This window comes from Aeromonas sp. SE22 (assembly GCF_038739755.1).
Taxonomy (GTDB): domain Bacteria; phylum Pseudomonadota; class Gammaproteobacteria; order Enterobacterales; family Aeromonadaceae; genus Aeromonas; species Aeromonas jandaei.
On record NZ_JBCGFD010000011.1, the window covers coordinates 64,008 to 79,071 of the forward strand.

Below are 15,064 nucleotides of genomic sequence, written 5' to 3' on the forward strand. Positions count from 1 at the left end.
GCGGCTTTTTTGTTTTTGATCTGCATCAAGGGAACCTTAATTGGCAAAATGAATGCCTATTAAGTTCTGAGACGTAGGAATAGAATCGCCATAAAACAGACAACTGAAATGTCCAATTAGGAGAGGCATGATGTTTTGTGTGCAATGTGAACAGACAATTCGTACCCCGGCTGGCAACGGCTGTGCCTACGCACAAGGTATGTGCGGCAAGACGGCGGAAACCTCGGATCTGCAGGATGTGCTGATCTATACCCTGCAGGGTCTTAGCGCCTGGGCTCTGGTTGCCCGCGAGCAGGGCATCATAGATCGCGAGTTCGATGCCTTCGTACCCAAGGCTTTCTTCGCCACCCTCACCAACGTCAACTTCGACTCTGCCCGCATCGTGGCTTACGTCAATCAGGCCCTCGCCTATCGCCAGCAGCTGGCCGATCGTCTGACTGCCATGGCGGTGCAGGTGAACGATTTGCCATCATCCGCCCACTTCGAGCCCGGTGCCAAGCTGCTGGAACAGCTCGCCCATGCCGCGCCAGCCGCCCCCAATCGGGGCAAGAGCGAGGTGAACGAGGACATCATGGGGCTGCGCCTGCTCTGCCTCTACGGCCTCAAGGGTGCTGCCGCCTACATGGAGCACGCCCGGGTGCTGGATCAGCAGAGTGACGAAGTGACCGCTGAATTCCACCGCATCATGAGCTGGCTAAGCACAGACCCGAGCGAAATGGGTCGGCTGTTCAGCTGTGCCATGGAGATCGGCCAGCTCAACTTCAAAATCATGGAGATGCTGGATCTGGGTGAAACCAGCGCCTTCGGCCACCCAGAGCCGACCCGGGTCAGGGTCACCCCGATTCCCGGCAAGTGCATTCTGGTCTCCGGCCACGACATGATGGATCTCAAGCTCATTCTGGAGCAGACCAAGGGGACCGGCATTCATGTCTACACCCATGGCGAAATGCTGCCCGCGCTGGCCTACCCCTTCTTCAAACAGTACCCCCATCTAGTGGGCAACTACGGCTCCGCCTGGCAGAACCAGCAGAAGGAGTTTGCCAACTTCCCGGGCGCTGTGGTGATGACCTCCAACTGCATCATCGACCCGAATGTGGGCAACTACTCGGATCGCATCTTCACCCGCTCCATCGTCGGCTGGCCGGGCGTCACCCACCTGGAGGGGGATGATTTCTCCGCCGTGATCGCCAAGGCGCAAGCACTGGAAGGCTTCAAGCACATCGAACTCGAGCACTTCATCACCATCGGCTTTGCCCGCAACGCCCTGATGCAGGCCGCCCCCGCGGTGATTGAGAAGGTCAAAGCCGGGGAGATCAGCCACTTCTTCCTGGTGGGTGGCTGTGACGGCGACAAGGCCGAGCGCGCCTACTTCACCGAATTTGCCAAGGCGGCGCCGCGCGACAGCCTGCTGCTCACGCTGGGTTGTGGCAAGTACAAGTTCAACAAGCTCGACTTTGGCGACATCGGCGGCATTCCGCGTCTGCTGGACGTGGGTCAGTGCAACGATGCCTACTCCGCCATCCAGCTGGCGCTGACGCTCTCCGAGGCGTTCGAGTGCGGCGTCAACGATCTGCCGCTGACGCTGGTGCTCTCCTGGTTCGAGCAGAAGGCCATCGTCATCCTGCTCACCCTGCTGGCGCTGGGTGTGAAGGACATCCGTACCGGCCCGACCGCCCCCGCCTTCCTCACCCCGGCCCTGCTCAAGGTGCTGGAGGAGCAGTTTGGCCTGAAAGGGACCACCACGGCCGAGGCTGACTTGGCCGAGATCCTGGCGGCCTGACATTCCAGCATGTTGTAAGCGTTTGGCGAGCCATTGAGCTCGCCTTTTTTCAAAGCCATTTCCGAGCAAGAGGAGCCTTGCGATGACCTCCACCTCTTTGACCCTGCGCTGCATCGGTCGCCGGTCTGATACCCACGACGTGGCGAGCTGGCAGTTCGTGCCGCAGACGGGCGGCCTGCCAGCCGTGCTGGCTGGCCAGTGCGTCACCCTGCATACCGAGATTGACGGCAAGCCCCACTGCCGCGCCTATACCCTCTCCTCCAGCCCGCAGGATGCTTGCTGGCAAATCACCATCAAGGATGTGGGGTTGGTCTCCCACCACCTGCACCAGACCCTGCAAGTGGGGGACGTGATCCGGGTGGATGGCCCCTTCGGCGACTTCAACCTGACTGCCTTGCCCTGCCAGCGGCCGCTGTTGCTCAGTGCCGGCTCCGGCATCACCCCCATGTGGGCCATGTTGCGGGACGAGCTGGCCAAACGACCGGCCGCCGACATCTGCTTTATACACAGTGCCCGCTCGCCGAAGGATGTGATCTTCGCAGACGACTTGGCTGCGCTGGCCGCGGCCCATGCCGGTGTACGGCACGCCCTGATTCTGGAAGAGGCCCCTGCAGATCACCCCTGGGTGGGCCGACTCACAGCGGACATGTTGAAGGAATTGGCACCTGACCTGCTCGCGCGCCACGTCTATCTGTGTGGGCCCGCGCCTTACATGACCACAGTTTGCACCATGCTGGCGGAGCTGGGGCTACCGGCAGCACAGTTGCACCAGGAGTCGTTCGGTCTGCCTGCGGTTACATTGAGTGCAGCGCCAGTTGCGGCCGGCAGCGACCACTTCTGGCTGACCCTGAAAAAGAGCGGCAAGAAGGTGAAGATCCTGCCGGGTCAGACCCTGCTGGCGGCGCTGGAGGGGGCGGGGAATACCATGATGGCGGCCTGCCGCGCCGGGGTATGCGGTGCCTGCCGCTGCACCACGGAAGGCGAGATCGAGCGCCAGAGCGTGATGACCCTGAGCGCGCAGGATCTCGAAGGTGGAGTGGCACTGGCCTGCTCCTGCACCGCCAGCGGAGATGTCAGCGTCGACTATTGAGGTGCGTTCCTGGCATCTCGCGCTTTTCCCGAGTGGGCCGGGCAGGTAGACTCAGCTCCAGTTTCAGTCGAAGACGGGATAAAAAATGACAATTCTGGTTACAGGGGGCGCCGGCTATATCGGCTCCCATACCCTGGTTGAACTCTTGAACGTCGGGCAGCAGGTGGTGGTGCTGGACAACCTCTCCAACTCCTCACCGGAGTCACTCAAGCGGGTCGAACGGATCACCGGCAAGCCGGTCATCTTCGTCGAAGGGGATGTGCTGGACAGAGCCTGCCTGCAACAGCTGTTTGCTGCCCACCAGATCGAGTCGGTGATCCATTTCGCCGGGCTCAAGGCAGTCGGCGAGTCGAGCCAGATCCCGCTCACCTATTACCAGAACAACATCAGCGGCACCCTGGTGCTGTGCGAAGAGATGGCCAGGGCTGGCGTGTTCCGGCTGGTCTTCAGCTCCTCGGCTACCGTCTATGGCGATCCCGCCTCGGTACCGCTGCGGGAAGATTTCCCCACCAGCGCCACCAACCCTTATGGCCGCTCCAAGCTGATGGTGGAGGAGATCCTGCGCGATCTCGCCAAATCCGATCCCCGCTGGGCCATCGTGCTGCTGCGCTACTTCAACCCGGTCGGTGCCCACGAGAGCGGCCTCATCGGGGAAGATCCCAACGGCATCCCCAACAACCTGCTGCCCTATATCAGTCAGGTCGGTGTGGGCAAGCTGAAGGAGCTGGGGATATTTGGCAACGACTACCCGACGCCGGACGGTACCGGGGTGCGCGACTACATCCACGTGGTGGATCTGGCCATCGGTCACCTCAAAGCGCTGGCGCGCATCGCGTCGGATACCGGCGTCTTTACCTATAACCTGGGCACAGGTCAGGGTTACTCGGTGCTGGAGATGATCAAGGCGTTTGAAGCGGCCAGCGGCCGACCCATTCCCTACCAGATCAAGCCACGCCGCCCCGGCGACATCGCCGAGTGTTGGGCAGAGCCGCACAAGGCCCGTGCCGAGCTGGGCTGGCATGCAGAGCGTGGTCTGGAGCAGATGATGGCCGATACCTGGCGCTGGCAAAGCCAGAACCCCAACGGCTATCAGGGCTAATCCTCGAGCTGGCCATAGCAAAACGCCCCGGCATGAAGATGTCGGGGCGTTTTAATTTGCGGCGTTCAATCAGTGGGTCTGACTACGCAGCAGCGGCAAAGGGGCCAGATAGGGTTCGATCCGTGCAATCAGGCGATCCGACAGCGGGGTCAGCAACAACCATGGCAGGCAGAGGGTCGCCAGTCCCAGCGCGCCGACATAGACATCGGTAAACCAGTGGGCGCCGGAGAAAATTCGGGGCGCAGAGAAGACCGGCACCATCAGCAGAGCGCAGATCCCGGCACTGCGAGGCAGGTAGCGCAGAGCAAAGCCGGCAAAGATCATCAGGAACAGGGCGTGATCCCCCGGGAAGCTGTCACCGGAAGAGTCCTTGGTCGGGATCTCGCTGAGATGGGTGACTCGCAGGGCATCGCTCACCATCAGGGTCGGGCTGGGTCGCTCCACCGGCAACTGGTGACCAAGCTGGTTGATTACCACTGCGCTCAGCAGCATCACTATGCCCATCGCCACCAGCTGACGGCGACCAGCCATATCACGGGCAAAGAAGTTGCGGGCCAGGATCAATCCCATGCAGCCCAGCACCACCAGATCGAACAGCCGGTTGTTGGTGATGGCCACCAGATCCGCCCAGCGAGCAGACTCGCCCAGCCAGGCGTTGACGGTGTGAAAAATCGCGAGATCCCATTGATCCCAAGGGCCATGAGCCGGCTGCGCAGCCCAACTGATGGCCACCAGACCACCGACCAGATAGCAAAGCAGAAACTTGCCCATGCAGACTCTCCTCGGAAAGGGCAACGGCCGAAAATATGTTACCGCCGTCACAAAAATGGGGCATTTTAAAGCGCTTTCATTTGAAATCAAGCCCCATCCCTACCAACTTAATTCCTGCCAGCCTCCCCCTTGGGTCTGCCAAATTTCTGTCACCTTGCTAGAATGCGCACTTCCCTTTACTGCGAAAGGAAGCGGTATGCATATTCACATTCTCGGGATCTGCGGCACCTTTATGGGTGGTGTGGCGGTGTTGGCAAAACAGCTTGGTTACCGGGTGACCGGCTCGGACGCCAACGTCTATCCCCCCATGAGCACCCAGCTCGAGCAACAGGGCATCGAACTGACCGAAGGCTATGACCCTTCCCAGCTTGATCCGGCGCCGGATCTGGTGGTGGTTGGCAACGCCATGAGCCGTGGCAACCCCTGTGTTGAATATGTGCTGGATCGCAATCTGCCCTACATCTCCGGCCCCCAGTGGCTGCTGGAGCATGTGCTGCAGGATCGCTGGGTGCTGGCCGTTGCCGGTACCCACGGCAAAACCACCACCGCCAGCATGCTGGCCTGGGTGCTGGAGTACGCCAAGCTGGAGCCCGGTTTCCTTATTGGCGGCGTGCCGGGCAACTTCCCGGTCTCGGCCCGCCTCGGCTCTGCCCCCTTCTTCGTGATCGAAGCGGACGAATATGACTGCGCCTTCTTCGACAAGCGCTCCAAGTTCGTCCACTACCACCCGCGCACCCTGGTGATGAACAACCTGGAGTTCGATCACGCGGACATCTTCCCGGATCTCGCCGCTATCCAGCGTCAGTTCCACCACCTGATGCGCACCGTGCCAAGCAACGGCCGGGTGCTGTTCCCGCAGGCGGATGACAACCTCACCGCCGTGCGCAAGATGGGCTGCTGGAGCGAGGTAGAGCTGGTGGGTCAGGACGACGCCAAGTGGAAAGCGGTCAAGCTGGCCGATGACGGCTCCGCCTTCGAGGTGTGGCTGGATGGCGAAAAGCAGGGCGAGGTGCACTGGGAGTGCATCGGCGAGCACAACGTCAACAATGGCCTGATGGCCATCGCTGCCGCCCGTCATGCCGGCGTCATGGTGGAGCATGGTATTGCGGCGCTCTGCCAGTTCAAATCACCCAAGCGGCGGATGGAGCTGAAAGGGGAAGTGGCCGGTATCAGTGTCTATGACGACTTTGCCCACCACCCCACTGCCATCGAGACCACCCTCGGCGGTCTGCGCGCCAAGGTGGGTGAAGCCCGCATTCTGGCGGTGCTGGAGCCACGCTCCAACACCATGAAGCTGGGTGTTCACAAGGAGGAGCTGGCTGGCTGCTTCGATGGCGCCGACGAGGTGTTCTTCTTCCAGCCCCCCAACATCGGCTGGGATCTCGGCGAGGTGACGACCCATATGACCCGACCGGCCAAGGTGTTCAACGATCTGGATACCCTGATCAACCGGTTGGTGGCCGAGAGCCGCGATGGCGACCATATTCTGATCATGAGCAACGGCGGCTTCGGCGGCATTCATGACAAGCTGATCGCCCGCCTCAAGGATTACCACGGCGAACTATGAACAAAGCGATCACCCTGGCGCTGACCGGTGCCTCCGGCGCCCCCTACGCCCTGCGCCTGCTCCAGTGTCTGGTGCAGGCGGACTATCGGGTCTACCTGCTCGCCTCCTCAGCGGCACGGGTGGTACTCAAGACCGAGCAACAGCAGGAGTGGCCGGGCTCACCGAAGGAGCTATCGGCGTATCTCTGTCGCCAATATGGCGCCAAAGAGGGTCAGATAGTCGCCTGCGGCAAGGAGGAGTGGTTCTCGCCGGTGGCCTCCGGCTCGGCGGCCCCCAAGCAGATGGTGGTCTGCCCTTGCTCCATGGGCACCGTCTCGGCCATTGCCAACGGTACCTCCGACAACCTGCTGGAGCGGGCGGCGGATGTGGTGATCAAGGAGCGCGGCCAGCTCATTCTGGTGCCCCGCGAGAGCCCCTTCTCGGCGATCCATCTGGAGAACATGCTGAAACTGGCGCGGCTCGGGGTGACCATCATGCCTGCCGCACCGGGTTTCTATCATGAGCCGAAAAGCATCGCGGATCTGGTAGATTTTATGGTCGCCCGCATCCTCGATCATCTGGGTGTCGAGCATGAGCTGACCAGCCGCTGGGGCTATGGCCACGGCTGAGCTGGCCAGACAAGCCGGATAAAAAAAGGCGCCCCTCGATGAGGGGCGCCTTTTTTCGTTAAGCCGTATCAGCAAGCCTGAATAGGTGCAGTCACGTACTTGAACAGGAAATCAGTCACCTCTTCGCGCGCCGGGCGCTGAGGTTGATTGATCATCTGCATCATCACATAGCCAAAACCGGTCAGAGAGCGGGCCAGATCCTGTGCCGACAGCACGCTGGTGATCTCCCCTGCATCCATGGCGGTTTGCAGCTCGCTGGCGATCAGCTCAAGGCACTGATCGAGCAGCCGGGTATAGCGAGGCCATACCTCTTCCCGAACCGAGGAACTCCACTCCAGCCAGATACCTGCGTAATCGGGCTGGTCATAGGCCGCATCGACGGACAAGCTCACATGGCGCTTGATCTTGTCGAAGATTGAACCATTGCCGCTGTATGCCTGCGACAACATCTGATTCACGAAGCGCTCGATCTCGGCCAATACCTCATCTACCAACTCCTCGCGGGTGTTGAAATAGTTGAAGACGGTGGCAACAGAGACCTTGGCCTGCTCGGCAATTTCGGCGTGACCGGCACGACCGATACCGCGGCGGGAGAACACTTCGATGGCACATTCCATCAGTTGATTGCGACGAGCCTCCGGCGACAGCCGGGTACGACGTCTTATTTCTGCGCGTGGTTCCATAGTTTTTATCATCTAATAGTTATTGATTATGGTGTTTATAGTATTGTAACTAATCATGCCTGAGTGCCTGCTAACTCTATCAATTAAAATAAGCCGATAAAAGCACCACGTATATATGGCGCCTCTCGACACGGGTGGTAGAATCATCGGTTTTGATGTTCATGAACGGCCAGTTTCCCTTTGGCCATATGGGAGTAAGTGATGAAACACACTGTCGAGGTGATGATCTCCGAGGCTGAAGTAGCCGCCCGGATCGCCAAATTGGGTGAAGAGATCACCGCCCGCTACCAGGGTTCCGACGAAGTCGTAATGATCGGTCTGCTGCGCGGCTCCTGCGTCTTCCTGGCTGACCTCTGCCGTCAGTGCCAGCTGCCCATCACCCTGGATTTTATGACCGCCTCCAGCTATGGCTCCGGCATGCACAGCACCCGTGACGTGCGTATCCTCAAAGACCTGGATGACGACATCAAGGGCAAGGATGTGGTGATTGTCGAAGACATCATCGATACCGGCTACACCCTCAACAAGGTGCGCGAGATCCTCTCCCTGCGCGAGCCGAAATCCCTCGCCATCTGCACCCTGCTGGACAAACCCTCCCGCCGCGAAGTGCAGGTGCCGGTTGACTGGGTCGGCTTTGCCATTCCGGATGAATTCGTGGTCGGCTGCGGCATCGACTACGCACAGAAGTACCGCAACCTGCCCTTCATCGGCAAAGTGGTACCGCAAGAGTAACAAGGTTAAAAAACATACCGAACAAGGTGGCGCTGCGCCATTTTCTGTCTCAGGCGGCCTCGGCCGCCTTTTCTGTATCAAGACGGGTTCAGCCAGTTAGAGGTTGCAATGAACGCACTGGAAATCAGCGGCCTGAAAAAGACCTATCAGGGGGGCGTCGAAGCCCTGAAAGGCATCGATCTCACCGTCAAGCAGGGGGATTTCTTCGCCCTGCTCGGCCCCAATGGGGCAGGCAAGTCCACCACCATCGGCGTCATCAGCTCGCTGGTGAACAAGAGTGGCGGCAAGGTGAAGGTATTCGGTTATGACATCGATACCCATCTGGAAGAGGCCAAGGCCCAGCTTGGGCTGGTGCCGCAGGAGTTCAACTTCAGCCAGTTCGAGAAGGTGATCCAGATTGTCACCCATCAGGCCGGCTTCTACGGTGTGCCCAAGGCAGAAGCCAAAATTCGCGCCGAGAAGTACCTGCGCCAGCTCGATCTGTGGGAGAAGCGCGACATGCCGGCCCGCACCCTCTCCGGCGGCATGAAGCGCCGCTTGATGATCGCCCGCGCCCTGATGCACGAACCCAAGCTGCTGATCCTCGATGAGCCGACCGCCGGGGTCGATATCGAGATCCGTCGATCCATGTGGAGTTTCCTCAAGGATCTCAACGAGCAGGGCGTCACCATCATCCTCACCACCCACTATCTGGAAGAGGCGGAGATGCTCTGCCGCAACATCGGCATCATCGACAAGGGTCGCCTGATCGAGAACACCAGCATGAAAAACCTGCTGGGCAAGCTGGGTCGCGAGACCTTCCTGCTCGATCTGGCGCCAGGTTCTGCCGTACCAAACGTGCCCGAATTCAACGGCCGCATGCAAGATGAGCGCACCCTAGAAGTGGATCTCGACAAGAGCCAGTCCCTCAACAGCCTGTTCGAGCAGCTGTCACACCAGCAGGTGCAGGTACTGAGCATGCGCAACAAGGCCAACCGGCTGGAAGAGCTGTTTGTCACCCTGGTCGAAGAGGGGAGAAAAGCATGAACCTGACCACTTATTACATCGCCTTCAAGAGCATTCTGGCCAAAGAGGTGAGCCGCTTTACCCGGATCTGGATCCAGACCCTGGTGCCGCCCGCCATCACCATGAGCCTCTACTTCGTCATCTTCGGCAACCTGATCGGTTCGCGCATCGGTGACATGGGCGGCTTCACCTACATGGAGTTCATCGTGCCCGGCCTCATCATGATGTCGGTGATCACCAACTCCTACTCCAACGTCGCCTCCTCCTTCTTCAGCGCCAAGTTCCAGCGCAACGTCGAGGAGCTGCTGGTGGCACCGGTGCCCAACTACGTCATCATCGCCGGTTACGTCGGCGGTGGCGTGGCGCGCGGCCTCTGCGTCGGCCTCATTGTCACCCTGGTGTCGCTCTTCTTCGTGCCGCTGCAGATCCACCACCTGTTCAGCGTCTGCGTCACCGTGCTGCTGACCGCCATCCTCTTCTCGCTGGGTGGCCTCATCAACGCGGTTTTTGCCAAGACTTTCGACGACATCAGCATCATCCCCACCTTCGTGCTGACGCCGCTCACCTATCTGGGCGGGGTGTTCTACTCCATCAGCCTGCTGCCCCCCTTCTGGCAGGGGGTCTCCCAGGTGAACCCCATCATCTACATGGTGAACGCGTTCCGTTTCGGCTTCCTCGGTATCTCCGACGTGCCACTCGGCACCGCCTACCTCATCATCATCGGCTTTATCGTGGCCCTCTACGGTATCGCCTGGTGGCTCATCTCCCGCGGCACCGGCCTGCGCCACTAATGACCAAAACGGGCACCTCGCGGTGCCCGTTTTTTATTCCCCCTGTAGCCCCTTCAACCTGCCAGCCCCCTTCTCAATAACCTGCCTGTCATTAAGGATTTACCTGACACCTTGTGATCCACCGCAATTTTCGAATTACCCCCAAAGGTATAATTCTCGCGGTTGGATGTGCCGTCACGGATGGCTCGTCCGTCTCTTCATTTCTCTCATCAGGGCAGGATCGCCTATGTCACTTATCACCGAGTTGCCAGCCATATTCGATAGTTTTTCAGATGCCCGTCGTCAGGGCTTTCTGGCTGTAATGGCACTCAAGGAGCGACAGATCCCCCTGGTCGGCACCTACTGTACCTTTATGCCACAGGAGGTGGCGATGGCCGCCGGCGCCGTGGTGGTATCGCTCTGCTCCACCAGCGACGAGACCATCGAGGAGGCCGAGAAAGACCTGCCCCGCAACCTCTGCCCGCTGATCAAAAGCAGCTACGGTTTCGGCAAGACCGACAAGTGCCCCTACTTCTACTTCTCCGATCTGGTGGTGGGGGAAACCACCTGCGACGGCAAGAAGAAGATGTACGAGTACATGGCCGAGTTCAAACCGGTGCATGTGATGCAATTGCCCAATCGCGCCGATGACGAAGCCTCCCGCACCCTGTGGCGCAGCGAAATCGTCCGCTTCAAGGAGTTGCTGGAGCAGCAGTTCGGCAAGCCCATCAGCGAGCAGGCGCTGCGAGAGGCCATCGTGCTGAAAAACCGCGAGCGCCGCGCACTGGCCGACTTCTACCGGCTGGGCCAGCTCAATCCGCCGGCGCTGAGCGGCACCGACATCCTCAAGGTGGTCTATGGCGCCACCTTCCGCTTCGACAAGGAGCAGCTCATCAGCGAGCTGCAGGAGATGACCCGCCGCATCAAGGCCGAGTATGCCGAGGGCAAGCGGCTTGATGCCCGTCCGCGCATCCTCATCACCGGCTGCCCCATCGGCGGCGCGGCCGACAAGGTTGTGCGCCTTATCGAGGAGCACGGCGGCTGGGTTGTAGGTTACGAGAACTGCACCGGCGCCAAGGCGACCGAGCAGTGCGTCAGCGAGGAGGGTGACCTGTTCGATGCGCTGACCGACAAGTATCTGGCCATCGGCTGCTCCTGCATCTCCCCCAACCACCAGCGCATGAAGCTGCTGAGCCAGATGGTGGAGGAGTATCAGGCAGACGGGGTGATCGATGTGATCCTGCAGGCCTGCCACACCTATGCGGTGGAGTCGCTCGCCATCAAGCGCCATGTGCGCGAACGCCACGGCATCCCCTACATGGCGGTCGAGACTGACTACTCCAGCGCCGACAAGGGGCAACTGGCGACCCGGCTGGCCGCCTTTATCGAAATGCTGTAAGGAGGCGCCGTGTCACTCTCCATCGGGATTGACTCGGGCTCCACCGCGACCAAGGGGATCCTGTTCGACCACAAGGATAGCGGGCGTATCGTCCGCCGTTTTCTGGTGCCGACCCCCTTTCGTCCGCTGGCTGCCATCGAGCAAGGCTGGGAGGAGCTCTCGGCCGATTTGCCAGAGCGCCCCCACCTGACCCTGACCGGCTATGGCCGCGATCTGGCATCGTTCGCCAATCGCCGGGTTACCGAGATCTCCTGCCACGGGCTGGGGGCGCGCCTGCTCTGCCCGTCGGTACACACCGTCATCGACATCGGCGGGCAGGATAGCAAGGTGATCCAGCTCGATAGCGACGGCAACCTCACCGACTTTCTGATGAACGACAAGTGCGCCGCCGGTACCGGTCGCTTTCTCGAGGTGATCACCCGCACTCTGGGGGCGCGGGTCGAGCAGCTTGACGAACTGCTGCAAGGGGCCGAGCCCCACGACATCAGCAGCATGTGCACCGTGTTTGCCGAATCGGAGGCGATCAGCCTGCGCTCGGCGGGCATTCCGGCCGAGTCGATCCTGGCCGGCATCGTCCGCTCCATGGCCCGGCGCAGTGCCAACTTTATCGGCCGCCTCGGCGCCAGACCGAGCGTGCTCTTTACCGGCGGAGTCAGCCACTGTGCCACCTTCCGCCACTATCTGGCCGAAGGGTTGGGCTGCGAAGTGGCCACCCACCCGGATGCCCAGTTTGCCGGTGCGCTGGGGGCCGCCCTGTTCGGCGTCGGCGCGCGCGCCAGCACGGGAGGCAAATGATGAATCAGGAGTTTCTCTACCTGTTCCACTCCACCCTCGGCACGGTCAGGCTGCGCAAGCGGTTGGATCAGCACGGTCAGTCGTTTCGGGTCTGCGATGTGCCGCGCCTGCTCAGCGCCGGCTGTGGCCTCGCCATTCGCCTCCACTGCCCGCCAGACGAGTGGCAACAGTGGTGCCAGCACGGCGAAACCGCCGCCGTCTTTCGCTGCGAAGCGGACGGCGACTATCAGGAGCTGGCCCGCTATCCGGCCGATAGTCAGGACATGGCTAAGCAAACGCCTGTGGCTGGCAGTCGGAGTCATGGATGATAAAGAGCTATCCCATGGCTGTTTATCTGCGCATGCTGGCCAGGCTGGCGCTGGGGGGATTCTTTCTCGCCTCCGCCGGGTTCAAGCTGGCCTCCCCCGCCCTGTTCATCGAGCAGATCGGCGCCTTTGGCCTGATCTGGCCGCCGCTGATCCCGTTCGCCGCCTGGGGACTGCTCGCCCTTGAGCTCTGCGCAGGGCTGGCAGTCATCGCCAACCGGCGCTGGGGATTGTGGCTGGTGATCGGGCTGCTCGCCCTGTTTATTCCGGTGTTGGGCTATGGCGTTGCCATCGGGCTCGACATCTCTTGCGGCTGTCTGGGCAGGGCAGATCTCAGCTCGTTGCCGGAGGCCATTGTGCGGGATCTGCTGCTACTGACGCTTGCGGGCGCCCTGCTGCGAACTTCCCGCCCCGTTTTTCCCGTTCCCGTTTTTCCCGTACTAAAGGAGTAGTGACATGATGACATTGCGATCCCGCACTCTGGTGGCCTCGCTGATCGCCGCCAGCTTTGCCCTCGCGGGCTGTGGCGACAACCAATTCGAGCAGGAGGTGAAGCTTGAGCAATCGGCTGTGCAGCTGGCACAGGAGGCGCAGCAGGGGGGCTATCAGCTGCTGACCGTGGCCGAGCTGAAAACCCGGATGGACAAGGGCGAGGAGCTGGTGATCATCGACACCATGCCCTATGAGGACTCCTACAAGAAGGAGCACATCCCGGGCGCCAAGAACTTTGCCTTCGTGAAAGAGGCGAAAGCGGGCGACAACTGGAGCGAGATTGTCGAGGGAAGCGGTACACCGGAGCAGTTCCAGGCGCTGCTGGGTGAAGACAAAGCTCGCCCCGTGGTGATCTATTGCGGCTTCGTCAAGTGCGGCCGCAGCCACAATGCTGCCGCCTGGGCGGTCAATCAGGGCTATCAACAGGTCTATCGGGTGCCGGGCGGCATCTTCGCCTGGAAAGGGGCCGGCTACCCCGTCACGGCCGAGTAACCCGACCTTTCGCCCAAAAAAGAAGCCCGCAACTGCGGGCTTCTCTCATTTCGATGCTGGCTGTCAGCTGGCGACTCGGGACGCTTCGCCTTCCGCAACGTCGCTCTGCGCCTGTTCACCCAGCAGGCGCTTGGTGATCATCGCCGCCATGATGGAGCCGTTGACGTTGAGGGCGGTACGGCCCATGTCCACCAGCGGCTCGATGGCAATCATCACCCCCACCAGCGCGATGGGGAAGTTGAGGGTGGAGAGCACGATCAGCGCGGCGAAGGTGCCGCCACCGCCGACGCCAGCCACCCCGATGGAGCCCAGTGCAATCACCGGCAGCAGAGTCAGCAGGAACAGGGGATCGAAGGGGTTGATGCCGAGCATGGGGGCAATCATCGCCACCATCATGGCCGGATAGATGCCGGCGCAGCCGTTCTGGCCGAGGTTGGCACCGAACGAGGCGGCAAAGTTGGCGATGCTGGAGGGCACCCCAAGACGCTGCTGGGTCTCGATGCTGAGCGGGATGGAGGCGGCGCTGCTGCGGGAGATAAAGGCGAAGGTAAGCACGCCCCACACTTCCCGAAGATAGTGCAGCGGGTTCTGGCCGATCAGCAGCAGGATCACCATGTGCACGGCAAACATCGCCAGAATGGCGACGTAGCAGACCAGAATAAAGCCGAGCAGGCTGAGGATCTCGCTCAGGGGATAGTGGGCCACCACCCGGGCGATCAGCGCCATCACGCCATAGGGGGTGAGCGCAATCACCACCCGCACCATCTTCATCACCCACAGTTGCAGGGTGTCGATGGCCACGGCGGCGCGAGCACCAGCCTCTGGATGCTCCGCCTTCAGCTGCAGCAGGGCAACCCCGGCCAGCACGGTGAAGATCACCACGCCGATCACCGAGAGACCGCGGCTACCCGCCATATCGGCGGCAAAGTTGGTGGGCACCAGCGAGAGCAGCAGGGCCGGCAGGGTCTGGGCACTGTCGATGGTGCTCATGCTCTGTTGCAGCGCAGCCGTGTCGCTGCCGTGGCTCAACAGCCCCTCGGCAGTGAGACCGCTCAGATGGGTCACCGTCATCCCCACCACACCGGCGATCATCACCAGCGTCAGCATGGAGCCGATCAGCACGGCGCTGATCTTGCCGAGAGACTGGGCCTGCTCCAGCTTGTTGATGGCGGAGAGGATGGAGGTGAACACCAGCGGCATCATCACTACCTTGAGCAGGCTGACATAGCCACCGCCGACGATATTGACCCACTCCAGGGTCTGCTGGACGCCGGCATCATCGGCGCCCCACCCCAGTTGCAGCGCCAGCCCGAACAGGGCGCCTAACAGCAGACCCGCAAGCACCTTGCGCGAGAGCGGCAACCCGGTGGGTAACCGGGTGAGAGCAAAACAGAGCAGACAGAAAACAAGCGATGCAATCAGGACAAACATCATGAATACCTGTAGCGGCCATCAGGCCAAAAGTGGATTGAAACG

General features: G+C 61.0%; 16 protein-coding genes. 13 read left to right on the forward strand and 3 right to left on the reverse strand.

The window, feature by feature from the left end; translation table 11 throughout:
* Nucleotides 1-130: 130 nt before the first annotated feature.
* The 3 genes from hcp to galE all read left to right on the forward strand — a co-directional run bounded on the left by hcp (nt 131) and on the right by galE (nt 3,969).
* Nucleotides 131-1,780, forward strand: coding sequence for a hydroxylamine reductase (gene hcp / locus AAHA39_RS15885; protein WP_320656527.1), 1,650 nt, complete (start codon nt 131-133; stop codon nt 1,778-1,780).
* An 82-nt stretch (nt 1,781-1,862) separates the two neighbouring features.
* Nucleotides 1,863-2,870: a hybrid-cluster NAD(P)-dependent oxidoreductase gene (locus tag AAHA39_RS15890; RefSeq protein WP_320656497.1), complete on the forward strand. Its 1,008-nt coding sequence runs from the start codon at nt 1,863-1,865 to the stop codon at nt 2,868-2,870.
* An 85-nt stretch (nt 2,871-2,955) separates the two neighbouring features.
* On the forward strand, nt 2,956-3,969 hold the full coding sequence (gene galE, locus AAHA39_RS15895) for a UDP-glucose 4-epimerase GalE (protein ID WP_320656496.1): 1,014 nt from the start codon (nt 2,956-2,958) through the stop codon (nt 3,967-3,969).
* A 69-nt stretch (nt 3,970-4,038) separates the two neighbouring features.
* On the opposite strand, the gene AAHA39_RS15900 is transcribed toward galE, so the two are convergent.
* The gene (locus tag AAHA39_RS15900; protein ID WP_320656495.1) at nt 4,039-4,740 is read right to left on the reverse strand and encodes a phosphatase PAP2 family protein; all 702 of its coding nucleotides are present in this window, start codon (nt 4,738-4,740) and stop codon (nt 4,039-4,041) included.
* Nucleotides 4,741-4,936: 196 nt separating this feature from the next.
* Between AAHA39_RS15900 and mpl the strand changes: the two genes are divergently transcribed.
* Both mpl and AAHA39_RS15910 read left to right on the forward strand, forming a co-directional pair.
* A complete protein-coding gene (mpl, locus tag AAHA39_RS15905) occupies nt 4,937-6,307 on the forward strand; it encodes a UDP-N-acetylmuramate:L-alanyl-gamma-D-glutamyl-meso-diaminopimelate ligase (protein WP_320656494.1) in 1,371 nt (456 codons plus the stop codon).
* Nucleotides 6,304-6,915 carry a flavin prenyltransferase UbiX gene (locus tag AAHA39_RS15910; RefSeq protein WP_041210212.1) on the forward strand — a complete coding sequence of 204 codons (612 nt, stop codon included), beginning with the start codon at nt 6,304-6,306 and terminating at the stop codon, nt 6,913-6,915. The genes mpl and AAHA39_RS15910 overlap by 4 nt, the downstream gene beginning before the upstream one ends.
* A 68-nt stretch (nt 6,916-6,983) precedes the next feature.
* Here AAHA39_RS15910 and AAHA39_RS15915 read toward each other — a convergent pair whose 3' ends face one another.
* Nucleotides 6,984-7,598 carry a TetR/AcrR family transcriptional regulator gene (locus AAHA39_RS15915; RefSeq protein WP_033113077.1) on the reverse strand — a complete coding sequence of 205 codons (615 nt, stop codon included), beginning with the start codon at nt 7,596-7,598 and terminating at the stop codon, nt 6,984-6,986.
* A 201-nt stretch (nt 7,599-7,799) separates the two neighbouring features.
* Here AAHA39_RS15915 and hpt point away from each other — a divergent pair, with 201 nt between their 5' ends.
* The 8 genes from hpt to AAHA39_RS15955 all read left to right on the forward strand — a co-directional run bounded on the left by hpt (nt 7,800) and on the right by AAHA39_RS15955 (nt 13,588).
* The gene (gene hpt / locus AAHA39_RS15920; protein WP_005343302.1) at nt 7,800-8,330 is read left to right on the forward strand and encodes a hypoxanthine phosphoribosyltransferase; all 531 of its coding nucleotides are present in this window, start codon (nt 7,800-7,802) and stop codon (nt 8,328-8,330) included.
* Between the two features lie 108 nt (nt 8,331-8,438).
* Nucleotides 8,439-9,356: an ABC transporter ATP-binding protein gene (locus AAHA39_RS15925; RefSeq protein WP_042030466.1), complete on the forward strand. Its 918-nt coding sequence runs from the start codon at nt 8,439-8,441 to the stop codon at nt 9,354-9,356.
* Nucleotides 9,353-10,126, forward strand: a complete 774-nt coding sequence (locus AAHA39_RS15930; RefSeq protein ID WP_320656493.1) for an ABC transporter permease — start codon at nt 9,353-9,355, stop codon at nt 10,124-10,126. Before AAHA39_RS15925 ends, AAHA39_RS15930 begins: the two co-directional genes overlap by 4 nt.
* Nucleotides 10,127-10,352: 226 nt before the next feature.
* Nucleotides 10,353-11,504 carry a double-cubane-cluster-containing anaerobic reductase gene (locus AAHA39_RS15935; RefSeq protein WP_320656492.1) on the forward strand — a complete coding sequence of 384 codons (1,152 nt, stop codon included), beginning with the start codon at nt 10,353-10,355 and terminating at the stop codon, nt 11,502-11,504.
* Nucleotides 11,505-11,513: 9 nt separating this feature from the next.
* Nucleotides 11,514-12,299 (forward strand): acyl-CoA dehydratase activase, encoded by a 786-nt coding sequence (locus AAHA39_RS15940; RefSeq protein ID WP_320656491.1) that lies wholly within the window; start codon nt 11,514-11,516, stop codon nt 12,297-12,299.
* A complete protein-coding gene (locus tag AAHA39_RS15945; protein WP_320656526.1) occupies nt 12,299-12,607 on the forward strand; it encodes a DUF3343 domain-containing protein in 309 nt (102 codons plus the stop codon). Before AAHA39_RS15940 ends, AAHA39_RS15945 begins: the two co-directional genes overlap by 1 nt.
* Before the next feature lie 14 nt (nt 12,608-12,621).
* Nucleotides 12,622-13,056: a MauE/DoxX family redox-associated membrane protein gene (locus AAHA39_RS15950; protein ID WP_320656490.1), complete on the forward strand. Its 435-nt coding sequence runs from the start codon at nt 12,622-12,624 to the stop codon at nt 13,054-13,056.
* Between the two features lie 4 nt (nt 13,057-13,060).
* Nucleotides 13,061-13,588: a rhodanese-like domain-containing protein gene (locus AAHA39_RS15955; RefSeq protein ID WP_075114616.1), complete on the forward strand. Its 528-nt coding sequence runs from the start codon at nt 13,061-13,063 to the stop codon at nt 13,586-13,588.
* 63 nt (nt 13,589-13,651) lie between these two features.
* Here the strand turns inward: AAHA39_RS15955 and AAHA39_RS15960 are convergent, their stop codons facing one another.
* The gene (locus tag AAHA39_RS15960) at nt 13,652-15,022 is read right to left on the reverse strand and encodes a cation:dicarboxylate symporter family transporter (RefSeq protein WP_185430666.1); all 1,371 of its coding nucleotides are present in this window, start codon (nt 15,020-15,022) and stop codon (nt 13,652-13,654) included.
* Nucleotides 15,023-15,064 lie beyond the last annotated feature (42 nt).